Below are 14,011 nucleotides of genomic sequence, written 5' to 3' on the forward strand. Positions count from 1 at the left end.
ATTTTAAGGTCGTTTCTGTCGTTCGCAAGGAATTTCAATAAAGATGCCAAGACCTTGCGGCTCAAGATTTTCAAGCGTGATGCGGTGATCATCGCCGTAGATCTGCTGCAGGCGTTCCTTGGTGTTGGTAATACCCACGCCCGAGCCCGACTGGCTGACGATGTTATTGAGGTCCTCAATGCCCGGGCCGCTGTCTTTCAGCGACACGGTCAGCCGGTGATCCTTCACGGTGGCCGCCACGCTGATGGTGCCGCCATCAATTTCAGGCGCGATGGCATATTTGATGGCATTCTCAATGAGCGGCTGCAGCAACAGGCTTGGAATCAAAGCCGTGCGCGCCTGCTCGTCGATATCGAATTCCACATTCAGCCGGTCTGAAAACCGGACTTTCTCGATCTCCAGATAGAGCCCCAGCGCGTGCAGTTCCTGATCCAGTGGAATGCGCTGGGTGGGCTGGTTCACCAGCGTGAAGCGCAGGAAGCTGGAGAGCTTCGTCAGCATCTTGTTGGCGTCTTCTTCGGACTTCTCCAGCACGAGGGTGGAAATGGCGTTTAGCGTGTTGAACAGGAAATGCGGGTTCAACTGGTACCTGAGCATCTTGAGCTGCGCCTGGTGCGCCATGGCCGTGGCCTTCAGCGCCTGCTCCTTCTGTTCCTGCATGCCGGTATAGAAATGGTAGCCGAAATAGATGGCTGACCAGGCAAACAGCGTTGTGGCCTCGAACATGGCGTTAGAGAACAGCCCCAGGCCAGACGCCTGGGAAAAATTGGGGATCAGGACCGGGCCCAGTGACACCTCGATGTATGAATAGAGCAGCCCAAGCGCCGCACAGACAGTGACCACCAAGGGCAGCAACAGAGGTAAAGACCAATCCCGCGCATAGCGGTATAGATACCGCAGCGCTGTTGTCATGGTCAGGCCCAGAACAATGGCAACCAAAATCAGGATGGAATAAAAACGCAGGTCAAACCCGATGGCAAAGGCGGTGAATGACCGCACCAGCCCATATCCGGTCCAGCCCATGGCCTGAAAGGTCCAGAATGTGCGTTCTCTGGTCCCAAAGAAACGGTCCATAGTGGTGTCAGCCCCCTGATTTGCCGTTCGGCGTTTTTCTTCTTCGAGGACCAAATCAAGAAGCCCCGGCACATCAACCGGGCCCGTCTTTGGGGACTCGCTTGATGATGCTGGGGCATTATGGGACCCGTTCGGGTCTTCGCCAACACTGTTTTTTGGCTTTTTGTCCATATAGGCTACTCAGAACAGGCGGGCGCTCTCTAGCGCCCGCTCGCGAGGTTGACACCGCCGCGCAGTTCAACTGGCTGACCTTCGCGCAGGCGTTCGCCACCGCGGATCACCACCCGGTCACCACTTTCGATGCCGCCGGTCACCGCCACAACACGGCCCGTGGCCGCCCCAGTGGTTACCATCAGGCGTTCAGCAGTATTGTCTTCCTTCACGCGGAACACATAGGTGCCTTCGCGACGCAGCACCAGCGCATCGCGCGGTACCGCCACGACCTGTTCCGGTGTGTTTGCGGGCACACCCACCTGAAGGGCTGCCCCCACCACATACTGGCTGCCTGCAGGCAGGCTGACGCGCAGTTCCATGGTGCGGCTCAGCGCATCGCCCACAGGCACCAGCGCGCGGATACGGGTGTCTGCCACCGCGTCATTTTCACGGATCACCACCTGCTGGCCATCGTTCAGCACGCGGGCCAGCGTCACCGGTGCTTTGGCGGACACTTCCAGGTGTTCGGTATCCACAAGGCGCACGATCTGGCGGCCGGGGGAGGAATATTCGCCAATCTGCGCCAGACGTTCAACAATGCGACCGGGGAACGGTGCACGCACCTTGGTGCGCTCCAGGTCAATCTTGGCCTGCTCTACCGCCACACGGGCCTGGCTCAGCTCCTCGCGGGTCATCGCGAGCGTGCTTTCGGCCTCTTCAAGTCGGCTCGAGGGGATGTTGTTGTTCGCGGCCAGTTCCTGCAGGCGTGCCAGGTCGCTTTCCAGATATTTGATCCGGGCCTCCAGGCGGGCGGCCTGGCTTTTGTTGCGCGCCAGCGCAAGCGTCTGGTTGCGATCGTCAATTTCGGCGATCACATCGCCTTCCGCCAGCAGAGTGCCTTCGCTGGCGATCCAGACCACCCGGCCTGCGATTTCGGCCGAAATGCGGCTGTCGTTCAGGCTGACCACGGTGCCCGGCAGGTAGGTCTGCGGCGCCATCATCTCAGCACTGGCTTCCGCCACCTCAACCAGGGCAGGCGGCATCTGGCGCTGCTGGGCGCCTGCGGTACCGGTGAACAGGCTGGCGGCTGCAAGCACCGCCACCAGGGTTCCCCTGAGGGGGATTTTCGTTTTTGCAATTGTATAAGTCATCTCTCAGTTCCTCGCGTTTTTATATTATTCAGCTGGGTGCAGCGTGCGACCGCGCAGGCGGGCGAACAGGGCCCCAATCATGCCCAGCTCCTTGAACCGCAAGAGGCACGGCAACAGGACCAGGGTAAAGATGGTGGACACGGCCATACCGCCCACAATGGTGGTGGCCATGCCGCGGTAGATGTCGCTGCCCGCACCGGGGAACAGCACCAGCGGCAGCATGCCCATGATGGAGGTTAGCGTGCTCATGAAGATCGGCCGCAAGCGAAGCGCGAGCGAGCGCTCAACCGCTTCATCGCGGGTCAGGCCTTCAGCTTCACCCGACCGGGTCTGCGCCACCAAAAGGATGGCGTTGTTGACCACCAGACCCAGGAGGATGATGAAGCCGATCATGGTCAGGAGATCGAGCGGCGCGAAGGAGAAGAGGTTCAGGAGCCTCAGCGCCAGCACGCCGCCGACAGTCGCCAGCGGGATGGTGATGACCACAAAGATGGCGTCCTTGGCCGAGCGGAACAGCGCCGCCAGGATCATGAACAGGAGCCCGAGCGCCAGCACGAAGTTGAGCGTGAGCGAGCTGACCGCGCGCTCGAGCGAGTCCGCGCTGCCGCCATAGCTGATGGTGCCGTCCGCCGGCATCATTGGCCGCAGTTCAGGCTCAACCTTTTCCTTGAGGACTGCAATCATGTCTTCAAGCGCCATGCCTTCCGGCTGGTTGATGTTGAGCGTCACAGTCCGCTTGCGGTCTACGCGCTGGACAAAGCTTGGGCCCACGCCGCGTTCAATGGTGACCAGATCACCCAGAAGCACGGTGCCGCCACGCGGGGTGGCCACAGGCACGCTTTCAAGCGCTTCCGGTTCTGCCCATTCCTGGGACTTGAGGATCATGTCCACACGGCGCTCACCGTCGAAATGCTCGCCCAGCCACAGGCCGTCACCCAGCGCGCGGATGATGCGTGCCACGTCACCGCGGGTGTAGCCTACTTCCGCCAGACGGCGATCGTTTGGCACCACTTTCAGTTCCGGCGATACCACGTTCGGGTCTGGGTTTGGCTGCGCGCGGGCGCCGGGCAGGTTTTCCTGCACCAGCTGCATGGCTGTCATGGTGACATCGCGCAGGCTATCCAGGTCACGCGACTGCAGGTGCAACTGCACAGACCCGTTGCCGCCGAAGCCGCCAAACAGGTTGCCCTGCTGGCCGAAGGCGAACACATCCGGGAAGCCCACCAGGATTTCTTCGTTCACGAGCTTCTCCAGCTCCTTCACTTTTTCCTGGTCCTTGGCGCGAATACCCAGCGAGCCGCCCTGCCCGTTCGGGAAGGTGATGAAATAATAGTTCTTCAGCGCCGGTTCCTTTTCGCCCGACATATAGGGCTTCAGGCGCTCGACAATCACGCTGACGATCTCGCGGTCGATGGTTTCGGTGTTGGCGCCGGACGGGAAGGACACGAATGCGTCAACCGCGTCCCGCTTCACCGGCGGCAGATAATTGAGGTTCGGCAGCATGGCGTAACTGACGCCCACGGCCCCGGCCATCAGGCCCACAATCAGACCCACTCGGCGCATCGGCGTGCCCGTGAGACGCATCAGCTTGCCGGAAAAGCGCTTGGCGCGCTCACCCGCTGCTTCATTGGCCGGCAGTTTCTTGAGCCAGGCTTCCGCCGCCACCGGCAGCACGGTCATCGCCACGATGAGCGACAGGCCGACACCGATGGCGATCGTCAGCGCCAGGTCTGCAAACAGCTGGCCTTCCACATCCTTCAGGAACAGGATCGGCACAAAGATGGCCACGGTCGTGGTGGTGGAAGCCAGAAGCGCGCCCCACACCTGCCCGGCGCCCAGAAGCGACGCCACGCGGGGCTTTTCGCCCCGTTCCCGGAGCCGCACGATATTTTCCAGCACCACAATGGCAGCATCAAGCACCATACCGGTCGCGAACGCGAGGCCCGCAAGTGAGATCACATTCACGGTTCGACCAAACATGGCCAACACGATGATGGTGGTCAGCAGGCACACAGGGATCGTCAGCGCGATCAGCAGCGTCGCGCGCATCTGGCGCAGGAACCACCACAGAACACCCACCGCCAGCATGATACCGATCACAAGATTGGTGGAAAGGAGGTTTATCGCCCGCTTGATAAAGACAGACGGGTCAAAGGATTTTTCAATCGCAATGCCGTTGCGGGCCAGCATGCCGCTGTTCATCTCGTCCAGCTTTTCGGTCAGGCGATCGATGGTGGCCAGTACATTGGCGCCGCTTTCACGGATCACGCGCATGCCCACTGCCGGGTTACCGTTCTGGTACACAACCTGCTGGGCGTCTGGTGGCCCCACTTCCACGGTGGCGATATCACCAAGGGTGATCGGACGGCCATCACGCCAATCCAGGATCTGCGCGCGCAGTTCTTCAGGCTCATAACGGCCCTGGAAATTCAGCATATAACGGCGGCGACCGACTTCAAGGAACCCGCCTGAGCTGTCGACCGTGCGGCCAACAAGGCGGGCGATCGCATTCAGATCGATGCCCAGTTCTGCGGCGCGGATTGCGTCAAACTCAATGCGGAGCTCTTCGCCGAAACCGGCACCCGCTTCCACAGAGATATCCGCCACACCTTCAACGCTTTCAAGCTGTGGTACCACTTCATCCTGGATGAAGTTGACATATTGGTCCTGCGGCAGGGCGCTGCCCTCACGGAACTGGGTGAACAGGTAAATCAGTGTCTCGCCTGTGGGGTTGCCACCGTTCATCAGAATGCGCGGCCGGTCTGCGTCGGCTGGCAGGGGCGGCAAGCGGTTGATGCGGCTGATCACGTCAATCAGCGTGCGGTCCATGTCTGATTCAAGCGCGAACTCCAGCGACACAAAACCGAAGCTATTGTTCGAGAATGTACGCATTTCCTCAAGCCCAGGGATGCCCTGCATGACTTCCTCAACGGGCTCGATGATTTCCGATTCGATTTCAGACGGGCTGGCGCCGCGCCAGAAGACCTGCACGGCCAATTGGGGGCGTTCTATCGCTGGGAACAGCTGCACTGGCAGCTTGGTCAGCATGACGGCGCCAAGCACAAGCGCCATGGCGGCAATTACAATAACCGCCGCCGGATTCTTCAGGCTTTTCTCTGTGAGTTTCATGGATCGGGTTTCCTCGCGTCGTATCCATTTATTTCGTTACGACACGGTATGACCCGTTATATTATAATGCGGAATTTGAATGCGACGGGACGCCATGAGCATGCGACAAAACGCAAAAACGGGGGCCTGGAGCCCCCGGAATTCCTAAACTTTCGCTTAAAGCATGCGTTTTACGACTCGATCAATTATCGCCTTTTTCGGCTTTATCGTCTTTCGGCTTCTTCTGCCATTCCTCGAATTCGCCAAGGCCACAGCTGCCCCATTGACGGCCGAAGCTATCGAGCACCGTGATGATCTCCGACTTGCAAAGCTGGGAGATCGATGTGCTGTACATGAAGCGCTCTTCCCGCGCCAGACTGCCACAGCGGTGCGGCATCCTGTTCATATAGGCCCGCTTGCCCAAACCGCTGAAAAAGATGGTCTGGTCATCGATGATCTGCGAATCCCTCAGATAGCGGAGCGGCACACAGTGACGTGTTTCGCCCGTGGGCTCATATTTTTCCATAATGCGCTCAAGGCGCTTCTCACCACGCGTCATTTCTTTTTCGTCGCCGCTATCGTCATCCGCGGATGTCATGCCAAAAGAAAACGCGAGTACTGCTACCATTGCCGCTGAGAACAGGGATTTTTGTTTCATTTTCTGTCTCACCTTTCGTCTCATTTCACGGCTACCCTATCAGGGCGTGTCTGAACAATTGCTGAACGCTTTATACGACTTTAGTCAAGGTCCTCAAGTTCGCGTTGCATGGCCACACGGAGGTCCGCCCCCAGGTTTGCAAGCGCAATCTGTTCTGTCCGGCCCACCTTTGTCAGGCTGTCGTCGAACGCCAGGCCGTGCACCTGTGCCAGTTGCAGCAGGTAGGCCACGAACGCATCCGCCCGCGCCTGGATAATCCAGCGGAAAGGCCCTGTTGGGACATCCCGATCCTCGCACAACCTCACAAATTCGCGCACAAGGTGCGGCAAAAGCGTGGTGCCAATACGGCGCAAGCCGGCGCAGAAGGCTGCGAAAGGTGGCAGCTCCTCCTCGGGCGTATCATCCTCAAGGTCTTCTTCCTGCTGGCAGGAAGCGACAGATTCAAGCTGGCTGACCATGTCTTCAAGTTCGCGGTCCAGCGCGTCGGCGATCTCATCGGCCAGCTTTTGCTCATTGGGGCTCAAAATAGCGCGACCTGAAGCTTCCAGCCCCCGAAGGCTGGCACCCAGAAAATCGATAATGGTTGCCTGTTCTGTCACGTCTGATCCTTACCCTGACCCGTTTTCCTATACAGGTTGCAGCGGCCCGCGCCAACAATCTTCCAGATTTTGGTCGATTCAGTAAGGTTTTTCCAACATTGTCCAATTATCCTAAGGGAGCAGCGATGACCAATATCGATATCACCGGCGGAGGCGTCCTCGCCGCCAGCCTTGTCCTATTGTGGATTGTTCCCCGGTGGTGTGGCTTCATTGATGCTCGCCAGGGGACAGGCTTCCGGGGTGTTTACCGGCAAGGCCCGTCTGGGCAGACAGGGCCCATGCGGCGCAGTTCACGATTCAGGCGGGTCAGGACCTTGGCGTCCGTTGTTATGGTGCAGCCGATGTAGAAGAAAATGTCATCCTGCATGTCTGTAAGGTCTGTCAGAATCTCAAGCTGGCCCTCAAGCCCATATTGTGGAATCAGGAACTCAACCGTCGGGCCGGAAACCACGAGATAGTCGCCTGTGCCTTCAGCCAGGTCACGGAGCACGCGCGGGGTAGACCCCGAAGACACCAGCAAATCACGCCCTTCCAGAAGGGGATCCACAAATGGCCCATAGGAGGTTTCCACCTGCACCACACCCTTCAGGCGCGGGTCATCCAGCAAGCTTGCAAGGGAGGTGTGGCCGGAAATCCTGTCATCTGTTTTCCGCACCACGACGGCCATACCATAGTCTTTGCCGATGGCTTCGGTAAACACCAGGAATTCGCGCCTCGCCGGCGTATCGAACAAGGCTGCCGCACAAACGTTTCCAGGCGCGCGCCTCAGCAGTGGCATCTGGTTTTCCCAGGGCATATAGCTCCAGTCCAATTGAACACCTGCGGCACCCGCTGCGGCTTCCAGGTGATCAGCAAGAAAGCCTTGCGCACCTTTTGACGATGCCGTGACATAGGGCGCCAGATCACTATAGAGAAGCGTCAGCTTGCCACCTTCTGCCACGGCAGAAGGGGCCTGCAACACAGTTACAAGCAGCACAAATGCTCTGGCAAACGACCCAAATATGCCCACAGATTCCCCAGTCACGTCATAGGTCCAGGCACGATCGCCCTGAACCACCCCGCAGGCAGTCTAGGCGCAGTCTCTTTCCAAAAGGTTTATAAATCAGGAAACTTTTGGCCGCCTTTTTGCTCAGGCGTTAGCCGCAGGATCCTGCATCGGGAAGGTTAGCGTGATTTCTGTACCCACGCCCTTTTCGGACTGGATATCGAAACCGCCACCAATCAGCGCCATGAAGCGCACCACAAGCGGCAGGCCAAGCCCCGTCCCTGCGTGCCTAGTGTGCACGCCGCCCCTTACCTGGCCAAACAGCTCAAGCGCCTTTTCAAGATGCTCTTCGGTCATGCCGACGCCGTTATCCTTCACGGTCACGGCATACCAGCGGCCATTCGGTTTGCCGGAAAGCTCGACCGCGCTGCCCTCCGGCGAGAATTTCACCGCATTTGACAGCACATTCAGCATCACCTGCCGTGCCACCCGCCTGTCTGTATAAACCGGGGTTTCCGGCACTTCACAGGTGACGGCGATATGCTTTTCCTGCGCCAGTGACTGAACGAGTTCGCAGCTGGATTCAACCAGCTCATGGATATCCAGCTTCTCAAGATGGATATCGAAATGGCCAGCCTCCAGCTTCGACATATCCAATATGTCGTTGATAACAGACAAAAGGTGCGTACCGCTGTCGCGGATCAACTGGATATATTGCTTGTTCTTTTCACCTTCGATCTTGCCGAAGATCTCCATCTGCAGCATTTCGGAAAAGCCAAGGATGGCATTCAGGGGCGTACGGATTTCGTGGCTGGTGGATGCCAGGAAGTCTGACTTGGCCTTGTCCGCGGCTTCCACCTTTTCCACCACCACACGCACGCGCTTCAGGAAACTGCGGATGAAGAAGGCAATGATCACCAGCATTAGAAGGGTCGGCCACACCAGGGTCATCAGCATATCACGGCCCGCACGCGTTACGTCCCACGACAGATACCCGGCGGGCGCCCCACCAGACACAGCTTCAAGGCTTATATATTCCTGCCCATCCGGCGGTATGGTTTGAAACACAATACCAGCCAGGGAATATTCTCTCTCCATCTCGCTGATGATCGCGGGGGTGATCTCGGACACGAAAACCAGGGATGGACGGGGCTCATCAAAAAAGGCTGGTGTCACTGCCGATTCCAAGCCAAGCGCCGTGGTCACCATGCTGGCGCCATAAGCAAACAGCCGCCCATCGACCACCATATAACCGCTGACGCTCTCTGGCTCGTCAATGCCCGGCAGCTTCATCGACCGGATGGCATCCGCGAGCCCCGCATCCAACAGCGCAGGCGCGCCCGGAAGGCCTTCGGTCACCCGGCTATAAATCGCCGTGCCGTCGGGCCGCATAACCAGGACACCCACCACGAAACTATAGGTATAGGTAGTGTCCGCGATGGATTCCTTCACCCAGCGCTCGTCATAGTCCTGCACCACATTCTGAACGGCTGCGTCCCACCAGGCATTGTCTTCCGCCAGCAATTCAAGCCGGCGCAGATACTGCTGCATGATAGACTGGATTTTCTGGCGTTCCGCCGCGATGGAGGTTTTGTCCTGCTGGTACGCAAGGAAGCCGGCAAGCGCGAAATACCCCACCATGCACAAGAACATGGCGATAAAGATCGGCCGTACAAAACGCCGGACGTCCATGGGTGTTTCCCTTCTGCCCCCGGATGCAAGGATAACGCACAAGCCGCGCCATGGATATCAACGTTTAGGTTTGCATTACACAACCCATTGGGGTGCCCGTCCGACCAGTCAGTGGTATTTTCAGACCTGTTGCAAAGATTCTTCCGTCCCTTGCGAAGCCTGGAATTCCACGATTTACAAGCCTTTCGCGCCATCAGCACCCAAAACATTTTCCATAATTTGAAGAATTGTTATTTTGCGATTGATTATTAATTGCATGTATGGGATAAGGTTCCCACAGGGACGGACCCGGATGCCCCGTCCCTTTTGCGTCGGCCCTGACAGCGGCGCATTCCCTTGGCGGGCGGCCCCATGATTGGCCCTAACTTCTCCTGTGGCTGCCCGCCCCTAACTTTCCTGAATTTCCTTTTGGCCGAGCCAAAAAAGCCGCCCCGAACCGGAGCGGCTTTCTTTTTTTGTCTTGTCGGTTTTCTGTCGGCCTAGCGGTCCACAATCACCAGGCCCGGCGCGTCATAATCCGGGTACAGCTTCCCCAGCGCCTTCTGGGTGAACTCGGCCGCAATGGGCCCTACCCGCGTGGTGGTTGCGGCCTTGCGATAGGCATAGTCCGGCCCTGTATAGCTGCGGCTGGCGGTATAGGCCGGTACAATGGATGCCCAGATATAATGCTGGGCCACCATGTTGCCATCTGCGTCCAGCACAGTCACATCCCCTGCTGCCTGGGTGTTCCGGCCCCGAAGCCCGGCAAGCGAGAAGGCCTCAATCTGCAGCTTCTTGATTTTCACCGTCACCGTACCGTCAAAATCCGGGTCGGCGGCCTTGATGCCGCGCTCCATCATCGCTTGAAACAGCGCCGGGACATTATAATCCTTGATGTCGGGGAACAGGCGTTCGTTGGCCCATTCTGTGCCCGCGAAAAGGCTGGCGTTCAGGCGCGCATTCGGTGGCAGGCCACCACGGGTGCCCTCGGTACGGAATTCACGGAAGGCCTCTTCGCGCCTGCCGTCAATGGCGTTGATGCGGTCCATCTTGGCCTCAAGCCGATCGGTGAAACTGACCGTCACGTCGGCCTGTGCTGCTGCCGCTGGCACCATCAATGCCGCACCCAATGCTGCCGCAAGTATCAGATGTCTCATGCTAAACCCTTTCTTCTCAACCTCAGGTGCATCATAGGGTGCCGTCACTGAACCCCGCCTGAACGACAAAAGCCGCCCCCTGTTGAGGGGACGGCTTCTGTTTTAACCTGCCATAGGCGTCTAATGGAAGCCCTTGACGATTTCTTCCACCATCTTCTTGGCGTCCGAGAAGAGCATCATGGTGTTGTCGCGGAAGAACAGCTCGTTTTCCACGCCGGCGTAGCCACTGCCCATGGAGCGTTTGATGAACAGCACAGTGCCTGCCTTCTCAACGTCCAGGATCGGCATGCCGAAGATCGGGCTTTGTGGGTCCGTCTTGGCGGCCGGGTTGGTGACATCGTTTGCGCCGATCACGAAGGCCACGTCAGCCTGCGAGAATTCGCTGTTGATGTCTTCAAGCTCGAATACCTCGTCATACGGCACGTTTGCTTCAGCCAGCAGCACATTCATATGCCCCGGCATCCTGCCCGCGACCGGGTGAATGGCGTATTTCACCTCGACGCCCTCTTTCTTCAGCATGTCGCCCATTTCCTTCAGCGCATGCTGGGCCTGGGCCACCGCCATGCCGTAGCCCGGCACGATAATCACCTTGGAGGCATTCTTCATGATGAAGGCTGCATCATCTGCACTGCCCTGTTTGACAGGCCGCGTTTCAGCAGCCCCCACAGCAGCTGGGCCGCCGTCGCCACCGAAACCGCCCAGGATCACACTGATGAACGACCGGTTCATGCCTTTACACATGATGTAGGAAAGGATCGCACCGGAGGAGCCCACCAGCGCGCCGGTCACGATCAGCGCCGTATTGGCCAGTGTGAAACCGATGCCTGCTGCTGCCCAGCCCGAGTAGCTGTTCAGCATGGAAACGACCACGGGCATGTCCGCGCCGCCGATCGGGATGATCAAGAGGAAGCCGATGATGAAGCTGAGGGCCGTGAGTATCCAGAAGATGTGCACGCCCGCGATCTCAAAGTCCTGGTCCACCACGAACATGGCGATGCCGCCCACAATGCCGACACCCAGAAGGATGTTGATGACGTGCCGTGCCGGCAGCATGATCGGCGCACCGGACATATTCCCGTTCAGCTTCGCAAACGCGATCACGGAGCCCGAGAAGGTGATGGCGCCAATGGCGATGCCGAGGCTCATCTCAATCTTCGAAGCGGTGTGGATGTGGCCCATGGCGTCCGCGATCCCGAAGGATGTCGGGTGCAGGAAGGCGCTGGCCGCAACCAAGACGGCGGCGAGGCCCACAAGGCTGTGGAACGCCGCCACAAGCTGCGGCATCTGGGTCATGGCGATCTTGCGGGCAATCACGAAGCCAATGGCCCCGCCCACAACAATCGCACCAATGATCCAGTCATAGGAGACAATCTCCGGGTTCATCACCGTGGTGACCACCGCGATGATCATGCCGATGATACCGAAAATATTGCCCTTGCGGCTGGTCTCAGGTGACGAGAGCCCGCGAAGGGAAAGGATGAAAAGAACAGCAGCCACCAGGTAGGCAACGGCTGTGAGGTCCGCATGCATTTGCGTCATATGCCCGGCCCCCTATTTCTTTTTCTTGTACATGGACAGCATACGCGCCGTGACCGCGAAACCGCCAAAGATATTGACAGCAGCCAGCCCGATGGCGATCGCGCCCAAAATCTTGGACATGGACATGCCCTCAGGCCCGGCGGCAATCAGCGCGCCCACGATGATCACGCTTGAGATGGCGTTGGTCACGCTCATCAGCGGCGTATGGAGGGCAGGTGTCACCGACCACACCACATAATAGCCAATGAAGATCGCCAGCAGGAAAACGGAGAATTGCTGGATAAACGGATTTACAATGATGTCATGCATCTTATTTCTCCCCCTTGAGGCGCTCGTTGACAACAGCGCCGTCTTTGGTGACGAGTGACTCGCGGATAACTTCATCCTCGAAGTCGAAGGCAAGTTCGCCTTCTTTCACCATGGGTGTAATGAAATGAACCAGGTTACGGGCATAAAGCGCGGAGGCATCCGCCGCCAGGCGTGACGGCACATTCCTGTGTCCGACGATCTTGACGCCATGCACCTCAACCACCTCGCCGGGCTTGGAAAGCTCGCAGTTGCCGCCCATCTCGACAGCCAGATCCACAATCACGCTGCCGGGCTTCATGCTTTTCACCATGTCTTCGGTGATCAGCTTCGGCGCCGGGCGTCCCGGGATCAGGGCTGTGGTGATGGCCATGTCCTGCTTGGCCAGCGTTTCGGCAATCAGCGCCGCCTGCTTGGCCTTATATTCGTCAGACATTTCCTTGGCGTAGCCGCCTGAGGTTTCAGCCGCTGCGGTTTCTTCGTCTTCCACCATCACGAACTTGCCGCCCAGGCTTTCAACCTGTTCCTTGGCGGCAGGGCGTACGTCTGTGGCGCTGACAATCGCACCAAGGCGCTTGGCCGTTGCGATGGCCTGAAGGCCTGCAACACCTGCACCCATCACCATGACGCGCGCAGGCGGCACAGTACCGGCTGCGGTCATCATCATGGGAAAGGCCCGGCCAAATTCAGCAGCGCCGTCCAGCACTGCCTTGTAGCCCGCGAGGTTCGACTGGGAAGACAAGACGTCCATCGACTGCGCCCGCGTGATCCGCGGCACGAACTCCATGGCGAAGGCCATCAGGCCCGCGCTGGCGTATGCGTCGATCCGGTCACGCTCAACGAAGGGGTTCAGCACCGCAAGCTGGGCCGCACCCTTTTTGGCGTGCTTGGCATCTGCCGCTTCAAGCCCCTGCACGGAAAAGATGATATCGGCATCCTTCACCGCAGCCTTCAGGTCCGTGGCGATGGTCGCACCGGCTTCCTCAAACTGTTTATCTGGAATGGAGGCGCCTTCCCCGGCACCTGCCTCGATGATGACCTCGAACCCGAGGCCCATCAGTTTCTTGACTGTTTCCGGGCTGGCCGCAACGCGCTTCTCCGCGTCTCGCCGCTCCCGAAGGACCGCCAGTTTCATAAGCAGTTCTCCCTGAACTTTTTAAAGACAACAAAACAGGCACTTCGGCACTCAGGCCGTAAACACATGAAAAGCATCAGCGTCGTTGGGAACGAAAAGCACAGGGTTCGAAGGCCAAAAGCACAGTCGATGCAGAAGCATCGGCGAGCAATTTGGCCACAGAAACCTGCCTTTTCGGCCCAACCCTATGGGCCAGCGAGAGCCTGACGCCAGACTGCGTCGAAGCCTCTTCAAATAGCCCACTATTTCTCATCACCTTCTCCTAGCTGGCGTCAGGCTCTCGTCCGGCGCCGCTTGATGCTGTTCATGTGTTTACGGCCCCAACTTATTATTCTGGTTTGCCCCTATGAGCTGCCAGAGCCTTGAAACGGAAGGGTAGCGCAAATGCATCTTTGAGCAACATTATTTCTTCTTTTCCGGTGGATCGCTAAAATTTTATGTTTACCACTTTGTTAACAAGTGTCCTGAAATGATA

General features: G+C 58.4%; 11 protein-coding genes. All 11 read right to left on the reverse strand.

Annotated elements, in window-relative coordinates; all coding sequences use genetic code 11:
* Positions 1-3: 3 nt before the first annotated feature.
* The 11 genes from KORLAC_RS05525 to KORLAC_RS05575 all read right to left on the reverse strand — a co-directional run bounded on the left by KORLAC_RS05525 (position 4) and on the right by KORLAC_RS05575 (position 13,536).
* The gene (locus tag KORLAC_RS05525; protein WP_068304169.1) at positions 4-1,245 is read right to left on the reverse strand and encodes a sensor histidine kinase; all 1,242 of its coding nucleotides are present in this window, start codon (positions 1,243-1,245) and stop codon (positions 4-6) included.
* Between the two features lie 29 nt (positions 1,246-1,274).
* Positions 1,275-2,378, reverse strand: a complete 1,104-nt coding sequence (locus KORLAC_RS05530; RefSeq protein ID WP_068304171.1) for an efflux RND transporter periplasmic adaptor subunit — start codon at positions 2,376-2,378, stop codon at positions 1,275-1,277.
* Positions 2,379-2,402: 24 nt separating this feature from the next.
* Positions 2,403-5,507, reverse strand: coding sequence for an efflux RND transporter permease subunit (locus KORLAC_RS05535; RefSeq protein ID WP_068304173.1), 3,105 nt, complete (start codon positions 5,505-5,507; stop codon positions 2,403-2,405).
* Positions 5,508-5,688: 181 nt separating this feature from the next.
* Complete coding sequence (locus tag KORLAC_RS05540; protein ID WP_068304176.1) at positions 5,689-6,144, reverse strand: hypothetical protein; 456 nt, start codon at positions 6,142-6,144, stop codon at positions 5,689-5,691.
* 80 nt (positions 6,145-6,224) lie between these two features.
* Positions 6,225-6,743 (reverse strand): hypothetical protein, encoded by a 519-nt coding sequence (locus KORLAC_RS05545; RefSeq protein ID WP_068304178.1) that lies wholly within the window; start codon positions 6,741-6,743, stop codon positions 6,225-6,227.
* A 244-nt stretch (positions 6,744-6,987) separates the two neighbouring features.
* On the reverse strand, positions 6,988-7,767 hold the full coding sequence (locus KORLAC_RS05550) for a substrate-binding periplasmic protein (protein ID WP_160328599.1): 780 nt from the start codon (positions 7,765-7,767) through the stop codon (positions 6,988-6,990).
* Positions 7,768-7,872: 105 nt separating this feature from the next.
* Positions 7,873-9,420 (reverse strand): sensor histidine kinase, encoded by a 1,548-nt coding sequence (locus KORLAC_RS05555; protein ID WP_068304182.1) that lies wholly within the window; start codon positions 9,418-9,420, stop codon positions 7,873-7,875.
* A gap of 479 nt (positions 9,421-9,899) precedes the next feature.
* Positions 9,900-10,556, reverse strand: a complete 657-nt coding sequence (locus tag KORLAC_RS05560) for a hypothetical protein (RefSeq protein ID WP_139167560.1) — start codon at positions 10,554-10,556, stop codon at positions 9,900-9,902.
* 120 nt (positions 10,557-10,676) lie between these two features.
* Positions 10,677-12,086 carry an NAD(P)(+) transhydrogenase (Re/Si-specific) subunit beta gene (locus tag KORLAC_RS05565; RefSeq protein ID WP_139167593.1) on the reverse strand — a complete coding sequence of 470 codons (1,410 nt, stop codon included), beginning with the start codon at positions 12,084-12,086 and terminating at the stop codon, positions 10,677-10,679.
* A gap of 21 nt (positions 12,087-12,107) precedes the next feature.
* Positions 12,108-12,404: an NAD(P) transhydrogenase subunit alpha part 2 gene (locus KORLAC_RS05570; RefSeq protein ID WP_068304188.1), complete on the reverse strand. Its 297-nt coding sequence runs from the start codon at positions 12,402-12,404 to the stop codon at positions 12,108-12,110.
* A 1-nt stretch (position 12,405) separates the two neighbouring features.
* Positions 12,406-13,536 carry a Re/Si-specific NAD(P)(+) transhydrogenase subunit alpha gene (locus tag KORLAC_RS05575; protein ID WP_068304190.1) on the reverse strand — a complete coding sequence of 377 codons (1,131 nt, stop codon included), beginning with the start codon at positions 13,534-13,536 and terminating at the stop codon, positions 12,406-12,408.
* Positions 13,537-14,011 lie beyond the last annotated feature (475 nt).

The organism is Kordiimonas lacus (assembly GCF_001550055.1).
Lineage (GTDB): Bacteria > Pseudomonadota > Alphaproteobacteria > Sphingomonadales > Kordiimonadaceae > Kordiimonas > Kordiimonas lacus.